Annotated in this window: 24 protein-coding genes; all 24 read left to right on the forward strand. The window is 44.6% G+C overall.

Going from position 1 to position 12,173, the window contains the following annotated elements:
* Window positions 1-3: 3 nt before the first annotated feature.
* Complete coding sequence (gene rpsC, locus KP77_RS00695; protein WP_041120840.1) at window positions 4-666, forward strand: 30S ribosomal protein S3; 663 nt, start codon at window positions 4-6, stop codon at window positions 664-666.
* Between the two features lie 2 nt (window positions 667-668).
* A complete protein-coding gene (rplP, locus tag KP77_RS00700; RefSeq protein WP_039806290.1) occupies window positions 669-1,103 on the forward strand; it encodes a 50S ribosomal protein L16 in 435 nt (144 codons plus the stop codon).
* Window positions 1,093-1,293, forward strand: coding sequence for a 50S ribosomal protein L29 (rpmC, locus tag KP77_RS00705; RefSeq protein WP_039806292.1), 201 nt, complete (start codon window positions 1,093-1,095; stop codon window positions 1,291-1,293). The genes rplP and rpmC overlap by 11 nt, the downstream gene beginning before the upstream one ends.
* A 22-nt stretch (window positions 1,294-1,315) precedes the next feature.
* Window positions 1,316-1,579 carry a 30S ribosomal protein S17 gene (gene rpsQ / locus KP77_RS00710; protein ID WP_039806294.1) on the forward strand — a complete coding sequence of 88 codons (264 nt, stop codon included), beginning with the start codon at window positions 1,316-1,318 and terminating at the stop codon, window positions 1,577-1,579.
* A 41-nt stretch (window positions 1,580-1,620) separates the two neighbouring features.
* A complete protein-coding gene (rplN, locus tag KP77_RS00715) occupies window positions 1,621-1,989 on the forward strand; it encodes a 50S ribosomal protein L14 (protein WP_039806296.1) in 369 nt (122 codons plus the stop codon).
* Between the two features lie 37 nt (window positions 1,990-2,026).
* A complete protein-coding gene (rplX, locus tag KP77_RS00720) occupies window positions 2,027-2,338 on the forward strand; it encodes a 50S ribosomal protein L24 (protein WP_041120841.1) in 312 nt (103 codons plus the stop codon).
* 26 nt (window positions 2,339-2,364) lie between these two features.
* A complete protein-coding gene (rplE, locus tag KP77_RS00725) occupies window positions 2,365-2,904 on the forward strand; it encodes a 50S ribosomal protein L5 (protein WP_041120842.1) in 540 nt (179 codons plus the stop codon).
* 24 nt (window positions 2,905-2,928) lie between these two features.
* A complete protein-coding gene (rpsN, locus tag KP77_RS00730) occupies window positions 2,929-3,114 on the forward strand; it encodes a 30S ribosomal protein S14 (protein WP_036787751.1) in 186 nt (61 codons plus the stop codon).
* Between the two features lie 30 nt (window positions 3,115-3,144).
* A complete protein-coding gene (gene rpsH, locus KP77_RS00735; RefSeq protein WP_041120843.1) occupies window positions 3,145-3,543 on the forward strand; it encodes a 30S ribosomal protein S8 in 399 nt (132 codons plus the stop codon).
* A 31-nt stretch (window positions 3,544-3,574) separates the two neighbouring features.
* Window positions 3,575-4,111, forward strand: a complete 537-nt coding sequence (gene rplF / locus KP77_RS00740) for a 50S ribosomal protein L6 (RefSeq protein WP_039806306.1) — start codon at window positions 3,575-3,577, stop codon at window positions 4,109-4,111.
* Between the two features lie 33 nt (window positions 4,112-4,144).
* On the forward strand, window positions 4,145-4,501 hold the full coding sequence (gene rplR / locus KP77_RS00745; protein ID WP_041120844.1) for a 50S ribosomal protein L18: 357 nt from the start codon (window positions 4,145-4,147) through the stop codon (window positions 4,499-4,501).
* Window positions 4,502-4,524: 23 nt separating this feature from the next.
* On the forward strand, window positions 4,525-5,025 hold the full coding sequence (gene rpsE / locus KP77_RS00750) for a 30S ribosomal protein S5 (RefSeq protein ID WP_039806310.1): 501 nt from the start codon (window positions 4,525-4,527) through the stop codon (window positions 5,023-5,025).
* A 13-nt stretch (window positions 5,026-5,038) separates the two neighbouring features.
* A complete protein-coding gene (gene rpmD / locus KP77_RS00755; RefSeq protein ID WP_039806311.1) occupies window positions 5,039-5,221 on the forward strand; it encodes a 50S ribosomal protein L30 in 183 nt (60 codons plus the stop codon).
* A gap of 30 nt (window positions 5,222-5,251) precedes the next feature.
* A complete protein-coding gene (gene rplO, locus KP77_RS00760; protein WP_041120845.1) occupies window positions 5,252-5,692 on the forward strand; it encodes a 50S ribosomal protein L15 in 441 nt (146 codons plus the stop codon).
* Window positions 5,692-6,993 carry a preprotein translocase subunit SecY gene (secY, locus tag KP77_RS00765; protein WP_041120846.1) on the forward strand — a complete coding sequence of 434 codons (1,302 nt, stop codon included), beginning with the start codon at window positions 5,692-5,694 and terminating at the stop codon, window positions 6,991-6,993. The genes rplO and secY overlap by 1 nt, the downstream gene beginning before the upstream one ends.
* Window positions 6,994-7,049: 56 nt before the next feature.
* Entirely contained in the window at window positions 7,050-7,700 is a 651-nt protein-coding gene (locus KP77_RS00770; protein WP_041120847.1) for an adenylate kinase, read from the forward strand.
* Entirely contained in the window at window positions 7,700-8,446 is a 747-nt protein-coding gene (map, locus tag KP77_RS00775) for a type I methionyl aminopeptidase (RefSeq protein WP_041120848.1), read from the forward strand. Before KP77_RS00770 ends, map begins: the two co-directional genes overlap by 1 nt.
* Before the next feature lie 16 nt (window positions 8,447-8,462).
* Window positions 8,463-8,753 (forward strand): KOW domain-containing RNA-binding protein, encoded by a 291-nt coding sequence (locus KP77_RS00780; protein ID WP_041120849.1) that lies wholly within the window; start codon window positions 8,463-8,465, stop codon window positions 8,751-8,753.
* A gap of 21 nt (window positions 8,754-8,774) precedes the next feature.
* Window positions 8,775-8,993, forward strand: coding sequence for a translation initiation factor IF-1 (infA, locus tag KP77_RS00785; protein WP_039806323.1), 219 nt, complete (start codon window positions 8,775-8,777; stop codon window positions 8,991-8,993).
* 38 nt (window positions 8,994-9,031) lie between these two features.
* A complete protein-coding gene (gene rpmJ, locus KP77_RS00790) occupies window positions 9,032-9,145 on the forward strand; it encodes a 50S ribosomal protein L36 (protein WP_003156543.1) in 114 nt (37 codons plus the stop codon).
* A gap of 23 nt (window positions 9,146-9,168) precedes the next feature.
* Window positions 9,169-9,534 carry a 30S ribosomal protein S13 gene (gene rpsM, locus KP77_RS00795; RefSeq protein ID WP_041120850.1) on the forward strand — a complete coding sequence of 122 codons (366 nt, stop codon included), beginning with the start codon at window positions 9,169-9,171 and terminating at the stop codon, window positions 9,532-9,534.
* 26 nt (window positions 9,535-9,560) lie between these two features.
* Entirely contained in the window at window positions 9,561-9,950 is a 390-nt protein-coding gene (rpsK, locus tag KP77_RS00800; RefSeq protein ID WP_041120851.1) for a 30S ribosomal protein S11, read from the forward strand.
* Between the two features lie 162 nt (window positions 9,951-10,112).
* Entirely contained in the window at window positions 10,113-11,057 is a 945-nt protein-coding gene (locus KP77_RS00805; RefSeq protein ID WP_039806329.1) for a DNA-directed RNA polymerase subunit alpha, read from the forward strand.
* 42 nt (window positions 11,058-11,099) lie between these two features.
* Window positions 11,100-11,480, forward strand: coding sequence for a 50S ribosomal protein L17 (gene rplQ, locus KP77_RS00810; protein ID WP_039806331.1), 381 nt, complete (start codon window positions 11,100-11,102; stop codon window positions 11,478-11,480).
* The last annotated feature ends 693 nt before the right edge of the window (window positions 11,481-12,173 follow it).

The raw sequence follows: 12,173 nt of genomic DNA on the forward strand, positions 1-12,173 counted from the left end.
CACGTGGGTCAAAAAGTACATCCAATTGGACTACGTATCGGAGTCATTCGTGACTGGGAATCAAAATGGTTCGCAGGCAAAGACTACGCAGACTTACTTCATGAAGACCTTAAAGTTCGTGACTACATCGAAGGTCGTCTGAAAGAAGCATCAGTTTCTAAAGTAGAAATCGAACGTGCGGCTAACCGCATCAACATTACAATTCACACTGCTAAGCCAGGTATGGTTATCGGTAAAGGTGGTACTGAAGTCGAAGCACTTCGTAAAGACCTTAACAAGATCACTGGCAAGCGAGTTCACATCAACATCGTTGAAATCAAACGCGCTGACCTTGATGCGAAACTTGTAGGTGAAAACATTGCACGTCAACTGGAAAACCGTGTGTCTTTCCGTCGTGCACAGAAGCAATCAATCCAACGCACAATGCGGGCTGGCGCTAAAGGGATCAAAACTCAGGTTTCTGGTCGTCTAGGCGGAGCAGACATCGCACGTGCTGAACATTACAGTGAAGGTACTGTTCCACTTCATACTCTTCGCGCTGACATCGACTACGCTCACGTTGAAGCGGATACTACGTATGGTAAGCTCGGAGTTAAAGTATGGATCTACCGTGGAGAAGTTCTTCCTACCAAGAACCACAAGAAATCCGAGGAAGGAGGAAACTAATCATGTTATTACCTAAACGCGTGAAATATCGTCGTGTACACCGCGGAAAAATGCGCGGCCAGGCAAAAGGCGGTACTGAAGTAAGCTTTGGTGAATACGGTCTTCAAGCTCTTGAAGCTAGCTGGATCACTAACCGTCAGATCGAGTCTGCCCGTATCGCGATGACTCGTTACATGAAACGTGGCGGTAAAGTATGGATTAAAATCTTCCCACACAAGCCTTACACTAAGAAACCTCTAGAAGTCCGAATGGGTTCCGGTAAAGGGGCACCAGAAGGATGGGTAGCAGTTGTAAAGCCGGGTAAGATTATGTTCGAAATCGCTGGAGTATCTGAAGAAGTTGCTCGTGAAGCACTTCGTCTTGCATCACACAAACTTCCGGTTAAGACTAAGTTTGTAAAACGAGAAGAAATTGGTGGTGAATCAAATGAAAGCTAATGAAATTCGTGACCTAACCACTGCCGAAATTGAACAAAAAGTAAAATCTTTGAAGGAAGAGCTATTTAACCTTCGTTTCCAACTGGCTACTGGTCAGCTTGAAAACACTGCTCGCATCCGTCAAGTACGAAAAGCCATTGCTCGCATGAAAACCGTGATTCGTGAAAGAGAAATTGGCGCTAACAACTGATAACTGAGAGGAGGTTTGCAGCATGAGTGAACGCAACCAGCGTAAAGTTTACACTGGCCGTGTTGTTTCGGACAAAATGGACAAAACAATCACAGTGCTAGTTGAAACTCAAAAGAAACATTCACTTTATGGCAAACGAGTAAAGTACTCTAAGAAGTACAAAGCTCACGATGAACAAAACCAAGCCAAGACTGGCGATATTGTTCGTATTATGGAAACTCGTCCGCTTTCAGCAACAAAACGTTTCCGTCTAGTGGAAGTCGTAGAAGAAGCGGTTATTATCTAATATATTGTTCGGAAATGTAATTCCGAAGGGAGGTAACCTACATGATTCAACAGGAATCGCGTTTAAAAGTAGCTGACAACTCTGGCGCACGTGAAGTATTAACCATTAAAGTTCTTGGAGGTTCAGGCCGCAAGACTGCTAATATTGGTGATGTGATCGTCTGCACAGTGAAACAAGCAACACCAGGAGGCGTTGTTAAAAAAGGTGAAGTTGTAAGAGCGGTAATCGTTCGTACAAAGAGCGGTGTTCGTCGTAAAGATGGCACGTACATCAAGTTTGATGAGAACGCTTGTGTCATCATTCGTGACGACAAAGGCCCTCGTGGAACTCGTATCTTCGGACCGGTTGCTCGTGAACTTCGTGACAGCAACTTCATGAAGATTGTTTCTCTAGCACCAGAAGTTCTTTAATTGATAATCAACCACCGTATCAAGGAGGTGCGACAGGATGCACGTTAAAAAAGGCGATAAAGTAATGGTTATTTCCGGAAAAGATAAAGGCAAGACAGGTACTGTACTTGCTGCTAATCCGAAAGCTGACCGCGTAATTGTTGAAGGTGTGAACATCGTCAAGAAACATTCAAAACCTTCACAGATGAATCCACAAGGTGGAATCTCTAACATGGAAGCAGCAGTTCACGTATCAAACGTGATGCTGATCGATCCGAAAACTAACGAACCAACACGCGTTGGTTATAAAGTTGAGGACGGTAAGAAAGTACGTATTGCTAAAAAATCAGGTGAATCTTTAGATAAATAGTTAATGAAGAGGGGAGGTACTCAAGCATGAACCGCCTAAAAGAAAAGTTCAATAGTGAAATCACACCTGCTCTAGTTAAGAAGTTCGATTACACTTCTGTAATGCAGGTGCCAAAAATCGAAAAAATCGTAATCAACATGGGTGTTGGTGAAGCAGTTCAAAACACTAAATCACTGGATACAGCTGTAGAAGAGCTTACGACTATCACTGGTCAGAAGCCTCTAATTACAAAAGCTAAGAAATCTATCGCAGGTTTCCGTCTTCGTGAAGGTATGCCAATCGGAGCGAAAGTTACACTTCGCGGCGAGCGTATGTATGACTTCCTAGACAAGCTAATCTCTGTATCTCTACCACGTGTACGTGACTTCCGCGGAGTATCTAAAAAGTCTTTCGACGGACGCGGTAACTACACTCTTGGTGTTAAAGAGCAGCTAATCTTCCCAGAGATCGATTATGACAAAGTAAACAAAGTACGTGGCATGGACATCGTAATTGTTACGACAGCTAACTCAGACGAAGAGTCTCGTGAGCTTCTTACACAATTCGGTATGCCATTCCAAAAGTAATCTCTACAAAAGGGAGGCGTAAACGTGGCTAAAAAATCAATGATTGCGAAACAACAGCGCAAACAGAAATTCAAAGTACAAGAGTATACACGTTGCGAACGTTGCGGACGTCCACACTCAGTACTGCGTAAATTCAAGCTGTGCCGTATTTGTTTCCGTGAACTAGCATACAAGGGTCAAATTCCTGGCGTTAAGAAAGCCAGCTGGTAATACCCGATTTTGGGAAGGAGGTAAATTAATATGACAATGACAGATCCAATCGCAGATCTTCTGACTCGCATCCGTAATGCGAATCAGGTCCGTCACGAGAAGCTAGAGGTTCCTGCTTCTAACATGAAGAAAGAAATCGCAGAAATCCTTAAGCGTGAAGGTTTCATCCGTGACGTTGAATATATCGAGGACAGCAAGCAGGGTATCATTCGCATCTTCCTTAAGTATGGTGCAAACAATGAGCGTGTTATCACTGGCCTTAAGCGTATTTCTAAGCCTGGACTTCGCGTATACGCAAAAGCTGATGAGCTTCCACGTGTACTGAACGGTCTTGGAATCGCAATCGTTTCTACTTCAACTGGCGTTGTAACTGACAAAGAAGCTCGCTCTAAGCAAGTGGGCGGAGAAGTTCTAGCATACGTCTGGTAATATCTTTTAATCGAAAGAGAGGTGCAACAAAATGTCTCGTGTAGGAAAAAAACCAATCGAGGTACCTTCAGATGTAACATTAACTTTTGACGGTTCACATGTTACTGCTAAAGGACCTAAAGGTGAACTTTCATTCACTTTTAATTCAGAAATGAAATTCGAGCAGGAAGGCAGCACACTTACAGTTGTCCGCCCTTCTGACTCAAAAGAACACCGTACAATCCACGGTACTACTCGTGCGATCCTGAACAACATGATCGAGGGTGTATCTAAAGGTTTCGAACGTAGCCTTGAGCTTATCGGGGTTGGATATCGTGCACAGAAACAAGGTAACAAGCTTGTTCTTAACGTAGGATACTCACACCCGGTTGAGATCACACCGGAAGAAGGAATCGAAATCGAAGTTCCTTCAAACACAAAGGTTACAATTAAAGGCGCAAGCAAAGAGCGCGTAGGCGCACTAGCTGCAAACATCCGTGACGTTCGTCCTCCAGAGCCTTACAAAGGTAAAGGAATCCGTTACGAAGGCGAATACGTTCGTCGTAAAGAAGGTAAAACAGGTAAATAATGCCACTTAGGCGCATGAAAGGAGTGACCTTGATTGATTACTAAAGTTGACAAGAATGCGGTACGTAAAAAACGTCATGCGCGTGTTCGTACAACGATCACGGGAACTGAATCTCGTCCGCGTTTGAATGTTTACCGTTCAAACAAGCACATCTACGCTCAGCTTATCGATGATGCTAATGGCGTAACACTAGCTGCTGCATCTACGAAGGAGCTTGGGCTTGAATCTGGCGGAAACGTCGAGGCTGCACAAAAAGTTGGCGAAGCAATCGCTAAACGCGCAGCAGAAAAAGGAATGAAATCAGTCGTATTCGACCGTGGAGGATATCTTTACCACGGACGTGTGAAAGCTCTTGCTGAAGCTGCACGTGAAAACGGACTTGAATTTTAATAGAAAAAGGAGGGACAATCCAGATGCGTCGCATTGATCCAAACAAACTTGAACTTGAAGAACGCGTAGTTACGATTAACCGTGTCGCTAAGGTTGTTAAAGGTGGCCGCCGCTTCCGTTTCTCTGCTCTAGTAGTAGTAGGAGACAAGAATGGCCATGTAGGTTTCGGTACAGGTAAAGCCCAAGAGGTTCCTGATGCGATCCGTAAAGCAATCGAAGACGCGAAGAAAAATCTGATTGAAGTACCAATGGTTGAAGGAACTACTCCTCACATTGTTACAGGCCGCTTCGGTGCAGGCTCAATCTTCATCAAGCCAGCATCTCCTGGTACAGGAGTTATCGCTGGTGGACCAGTTCGTGCGGTACTTGAACTTGCAGGTGTCCACGACATTCTTTCAAAATCACTAGGTTCTAACACACCAATCAACATGGTTCGTGCCACAATTGACGGCCTTAAGCAGCTTAAGCGTGCAGAAGACGTTGCTAAGCTACGTGGCAAGTCAGTGGAAGAACTGTTAGGATAAGGAGGGATAAGTGATGGCAAATAAACTAGCAATTACCCTCACTCGCAGCGTGATCGGACGCAGTAAAGATCAGCGTGCAACAGTTCAGGCTCTTGGTCTTCGTAAGACTAACCAGACTGTTGAACAGCAGGATAACGAAGCTATTCGCGGAATGATCAATAAAGTGTCTCACCTGGTATCAGTTAAAGAAATCTAATTTCATGTTTATCAACAAGGAGGTGCCACTATGAAACTTCATGAGTTAAAACCTGCAGAAGGATCCCGCAGAGAGCGCAATCGCGTTGGTCGCGGTATCGGTTCTGGTAATGGTAAAACTTCAGGTAAAGGTCACAAAGGTCAAAACGCTCGTTCAGGCGGAGGCGTAAGACCAGGCTTTGAAGGTGGTCAGAACCCATTAGCACGCCGTCTTCCAAAACGTGGATTCACTAACATCCACCGTAAGGAATATGCGGTTGTTAATCTTGACACACTTAACCGTTTTGACGAAGGTACGGAAGTAACTCCGGAACTTCTAATCGAAACTGGAGTAGTAAGCAAAGAATTAGCAGGAATCAAGATCCTTGCTAAAGGTAACGTAGAGAAGAAGCTGACTGTTAAAGCTCACAAATTCTCTTCTGCTGCTAAAGAAGCAATTGAAGCTGCCGGCGGAACAACTGAGGTGGTTTAATGTTTCGGACAATCTCCAATTTTATGCGCGTGGGTGATATAAGAAATAAAATTATTTTCACCCTTTTAATGTTGGTGGTCTTTAGGATCGGAACTTTCATTCCAGTTCCGGGTGTAGACGCACAAGTTCTTCAGGCACAGGATGAAATGGCCGGCCTGATCGGATTTATGAATACATTCGGCGGTGGAGCATTAATCAACTTCTCGATCCTCGCGATGGGCATTATGCCGTATATCACGGCCTCCATCATTGTACAGCTTTTGCAAATGGACGTTGTTCCGAAATTTGCTGAGTGGTCAAAGCAGGGAGATGTTGGACGTCGTAAGCTGGCTCAGTTTACACGTTACTTCACGATTGTACTGGCATTCATCCAGGCAATCGGAATGTCTTATGGCTTCAATCGTATGTACGGCGGATCACTGATCCCTGATACTTCGATTACAACGTACATGCTAATCGCAGTTGTACTGACAGCCGGGACAGCCTTTTTAATGTGGTTAGGAGAGCAGATCACAGCAAAAGGTGTTGGAAATGGTATTTCCATCATTATCTTTGCAGGTATCGTGGCCGCTATTCCTAATGGCGTTAATCAGTTATACGCACAACAGATTCAGGGTGCAGGGGAACAGCTTTTCCTAAACATCGTGATTCTGGCACTATTGGTACTCGCGATTGTCGCAATTACAGTTGGCGTTATTTTCGTCCAGCAGGCATTGCGTAAAATCCCGGTTCAATATGCAAAGCGTGTAGGCGGCAAGAATGCACCGGCAACGGGCGGACAGTCGTCACACATTCCATTGAAAGTGAATGCTGCAGGGGTAATTCCGGTTATCTTTGCGATTTCCTTTATTATCACACCGCAGACACTCGTAACTTTCTTTGGTCAAAACAACATTACAACAACGATTCAGGAAGTATTTGATTACACGCAGCCAATCGGTATGACGATTTACGTTGCGCTGATCGTTGCGTTCACGTATTTCTACGCATTCATTCAGGTGAATCCGGAGAATATGGCAGAAAACCTTAAAAAACAAGGTGGTTATATCCCAGGGATCCGACCTGGACAAGCGACTCAGGATTACCTGACAAGCGTTCTTTACCGTTTAACTTTCGTAGGTGCGATTTTCCTTTCAGTAATTTCAATCCTGCCAATCTTCTTCATTAATCTTGCAGGGCTTCCTCAATCGGTTCAAATTGGCGGTACTAGCCTATTGATCGTTGTAGGGGTTGCACTTGAGACAATGAAGCAGCTTGAAGCACAGCTGGTAAAACGGAATTATAAAGGGTTCATGAGATAATCACATGGTTTTGGGGTGAGAGCCCTGAAGCCCATCGTAAATGAGGGGGCTTACTTGTGAATATTGTTTTAATGGGATTACCTGGTGCTGGTAAAGGTACTCAGGCTGAAAGAATTATTGAAAAATATAATATCCCTCACATTTCGACAGGGGATATGTTCCGTGCAGCGATTAAAGACGGCACAGAGCTTGGAATGAAGGCGAAATCGTACATGGATCAGGGTGACCTGGTACCGGACGAAGTAACGATCGGTATTGTCCGTGAACGATTAAGCAAAAATGATTGCCAAGAAGGGTTTCTGTTAGATGGATTCCCGAGAACAGTGGCACAGGCCGATGCGCTTGATGCATTACTCAAAGACCTTGGCAAAGAACTTGACTATGTTCTAAACATTAAGGTGGAAAAAGAAGAACTGATGACGCGTCTTACCGGCCGCTGGATTTGTAAGACCTGCGGTGCGACGTATCACACAGTATTCAACCCTCCTGCAGTAGAAGGTACTTGTGATAAAGACGGTGGAGAACTTTACCAGCGTGAAGATGACAAGCCTGAAACTGTACAAAATCGTTTAGATGTTAATATGAAGCAAACTCAGCCGCTTCTTGACTTTTACAGTCAAAAGGGTGTGCTCAGAGACATTGACGGCCAGCAGGATATCAATAAGGTATTCGCTGATGTTGATGAATTGCTTGGGGGCCTTCGCTAATGATCATTTGCAAGACTCCTCGCGAGATTGAGATCATGCGCGAAGCAGGCAAGATCGTTGCGTTAACCCATCAGGAGCTGCAAAAGCATATAGCGCCTGGTATCACAACGAAGGAACTTGATGGGATTGCTGACCGGTTCATCCGTCAGCATGACGCAGTTCCATCCTTCAAAGGATACAACGGTTTTAGCGGAAGCATTTGTGCATCTGTGAATGAAGAGCTCGTACATGGTATTCCAGGTAACCGCGCGCTTGAGGACGGCGACATTATCAGCATTGATATTGGCGCAAAGTACAAAGGCTACCACGGTGACTCAGCCTGGACTTATCCGGTAGGAACGATTCCTGAAGAGACACAAAAGCTGCTTGACGTTACGGAAGAATCACTCTACCGTGGCCTGAGCGAAGCTAAACCGGGTGTTCGTCTGTCGAACATCTCTCATGCTGTTCAAACGTATGCTGAAGAAAACGGTTTTTCAATCGTACGGGAGTATGTGGGGCACGGTGTAGGGCAAGACTTACATGAGGCACCGCAAATTCCTCATTTTGGTCCACCTGATAAGGGACCCCGCCTGAAGCCCGGCATGGTACTAGCGGTTGAACCGATGGTGAATGCAGGAAGTCGCTACGTCAAGACACTTGCTGATAACTGGACAGTCGTAACAGTTGATGGTAAAATGTGTGCGCACTTTGAACACACGATTGCGATCACAGAAGAAGGTTACGAGATCCTGACAAGAACCTGATTGAAGGTGATCCTTTTTGTTTGAATCCGATTCGCCCCCCGGGATAGGGCAAATTGTGCAGGTGAACAAGGGCCGCGATACGGGAGTATATGCGGTTGTCATTCATCGGTTAGATGAAAAGTTTGTTTTAATTGCGGACGGTGAAAACCGGAAGTTTGACCGGCCCAAGAAAAAAAACATCCATCATTTGACTTCATGCGACTATGTATCCCCTGAAGTTCAAAATAGTATATCCGAAACAGGGCGTGTGACAAACGGCAAGCTGCGTCATGCAGTGACGACATTTGTCAGCACTCTGCAAGATTGATAAAGAAGGGAGATTTGTTCGATGGCGAAAGACGATGTTATCGAAATTGAAGGCACCGTTGCTGAAACTTTGCCTAATGCAATGTTTAAGGTAGAATTAGAAAATGGTCACACTGTGCTTGCACACGTGTCAGGTAAGATTCGTATGCACTTCATTCGAATCCTGCCAGGCGACAGAGTAACTGTGGAGTTATCTCCATATGATCTGACTCGCGGCCGTATCACTTACCGTTACAAATAATCTTTTGCACTCCGAACCACTAAGGAGGTTTAGATAAGATGAAAGTGAGACCATCTGTTAAGCCAATCTGCGAAAAGTGCAAAGTCATCCGCAGAAAAGGTAAAGTAATGGTGATTTGCGAAAATCCTAAACACAAACAAAAACAAGGCTAATAAAGAAGGAGGTGCTCGTGTAAATGGCACGTATTGCTGGAGTAGATATCCCTCGCGATAAGCGCGTTGTGATTTCTCTAACTTATATTTTTGGTGTTGGTAAATCAACTGCAAGTCAAATCCTTAAAGAAGCTGGTGTTTCTGAAGACACTCGCGTTCGTGATCTGACTGAAGATGAACTTAACAAAATCCGTGAAATCCTTGACAGCTACAAAGTGGAAGGTGACCTTCGTCGTGAAACGTCACTTAACATTAAGCGTCTAATGGAAATCGGTTCATACCGTGGTCTTCGCCACCGTCGTGGTCTTCCTGTAAGAGGACAGCACACGAAAAATAATGCTCGTACTCGTAAAGGTCCTCGTAAGACTGTAGCGAACAAGAAAAAATAATTAGGTAAAGGAGGTTACTTCCTACAATGGCACGTAAACAACAAACTCGTAAGCGTCGTGTGAAAAAGAATATCGAAGCTGGTATTGCACACATCCGCTCAACTTTTAACAATACAATCGTGATGATTACTGATACGCAGGGTAATGCAATTGCATGGTCAAGTGCTGGTTCACTTGGTTTCCGCGGATCTCGTAAGTCAACTCCATTCGCAGCTCAAATGGCAGCTGAAACAGCAGCTAAAGCTTCAATGGAACACGGACTAAGAACTCTTGAAGTAACAGTAAAAGGTCCTGGTGCTGGTCGTGAAGCGGCTATTCGTGCACTTCAGGCTGCAGGTCTTGACGTAACGGCAATCAAAGACGTAACGCCAGTGCCTCACAATGGCTGCCGCCCGCCAAAACGTCGTCGTGTTTAATTTTTCTGTATAAGATCAGCTGATTCCGGTTAATACTGGAAAAGGCAGTTTCCTTCTTACAGAGATGATAGATCCAGTTGTAAAGCACAATGGGAACCGTAAACATGGGGAATTTCGGATACCTTTCCGGGATTTCGACGTTTTGAAGGAGGGTAAATTTGAATGATCGAAATTGAAAAGCCAAAAATTGAAACGGTTGAGATCAGCGATGATGCCAAGTACGGAAAATTCGTTGTAGAGCCACTTGAGCGTGGGTATGGTACAACATTGGGTAACTCCTTGCGTCGTATCCTATTATCTTCACTTCCTGGTGCAGCAGTAACGTCAATCCAGATTGACAGTGTACTGCACGAATTTTCAACGATCGAAGGCGTCGTAGAAGATGTCACAACAGTTGTAATGAATATCAAGAAACTGGCATTGAAGATCTATTCAGATGAAGAAAAAACATTGGAAATTGATGTTCAGGGTGATGGGCAGGTAACTGCGGCCGATATTACTCATGATAGTGACGTAGAGATTCTTAACCCGGATCTTTATATTGCAACAGTGGGCAAAAACGGTCACCTTCGCATGCGTTTAACTGCATCAAGAGGACGCGGTTATACACCAGCAGACCAGAACAAGCGTGAAGATCTGCCAATCGGTGTGATTCCGGTTGATTCAATCTACACACCTGTTTCCCGTGTAAACTATCAGGTTGAAAATACTCGTGTTGGTCAGCTGACTAACTTCGATAAGCTTTCACTTGATGTCTGGACAGACGGAAGCATTGGCCCGAAAGAAGCTGTTGCTCTAGGTGCTAAGATTCTGACTGAACACCTAAACATTTTCGTTGGCTTAACCAATGAAGCACAGAATGCAGAAATCATGGTAGAAAAAGAAGAAGATCAGAAAGAGAAAGTATTGGAGATGACAATCGAAGAGCTTGATCTGTCTGTTCGCTCTTACAACTGCCTGAAGCGTGCAGGAATCAACACAGTCCAGGAACTGGCTAACAAGTCAGAAGAGGATATGATGAAAGTGCGTAACCTTGGACGTAAGTCTCTTGAAGAAGTTAAGGCGAAATTAGATGAACTTGGGTTAGGCCTTCGTAAAGAAGACTAATGAACTGATAGAACAGAATTTTAATAAAGGAGGGAACCCTTCATGGCTTACAGAAAGTTAGGACGTACAAGCTCTCAGCGTAAAGCACTTCTTCGTGACCTTACAACTGACCTTATCGTCAACGAACGTATTGAAACAACTGAAGCTCGCGCGAAAGAACTTCGCTCAACAGTAGAAAAAATGATCACTCTTGGAAAACGTGGTGACCTGCACGCACGTCGTCAGGCAGCTGCATTCATCCGTCGCGATCAGGCAACTGTTAAGAACGAAGAAGGCGAAGAGTCAACAGTATACGCTCTTCAAAAACTATTCAACGATGTAGCACCTCGTTATACTGAACGTCAAGGTGGATACACTCGTATCATGAAAGTTGGTCCTCGTCGCGGAGACGGCGCACCAATGGTAATCATTGAATTAGTATAATTCTGATTGCACCGGAGAGGGCGGAGCCTAACTGCTCTCGCCCTCTTTGTTTAACGATTCATACGACACGCAAAAAGCAGAGCGCTACGATGGGCAGGTCCGCCTGTCCCGTCTAGCTCTAAGCACCTCATTCATCCATCGTCACAATGGAGACGGAAATATAATAGTCACACTTGCGCATTTCCTTGAATGAGGTGCGCGCTTTTTTTGTATTAAGCTATGTTAAACTCAGGGGAGAGTTTGATGTAGTTTAATATGAAAAAATAATTAATAAATAGATACAAACGAGAATTGATCTTCGCTGCAGACGGCTGCTTTCCGCTGCGATCAATTCTCTGAATATGAATCAAACTAATTTATATAACAGAACAGTGTTATGTGCTTTCTTTTTCATAAAAGTAACCTATTTAGTATGTAAATATTAGCTGATGATTGGAGTATAGGGCGAAGACTCCTGCGGAAAAACGATCGTTCGAGACCCCGCAGGGCAGTGGTTTTCTGCCTGAGGAGGCTCGGGCGTTCGTCCGCGGAAAGCGAAGCCCTATACGGAAAACATCAGCGTTTCATAACTGAAATAATTTTTAAAATTGGCTTTTATAAAACCCAATGTCGTTTAAGCACAGCTGGTGATTGTAGCGGAAGGGGGACGACTCCAGCAGGAGAAGCGTGACAGGTGAGACCCCGCAGGCGAAG

Origin of the sequence: Jeotgalibacillus alimentarius, assembly GCF_000829445.1 — a bacterium.
Lineage (GTDB): Bacteria > Bacillota > Bacilli > Bacillales > Jeotgalibacillaceae > Jeotgalibacillus > Jeotgalibacillus alimentarius.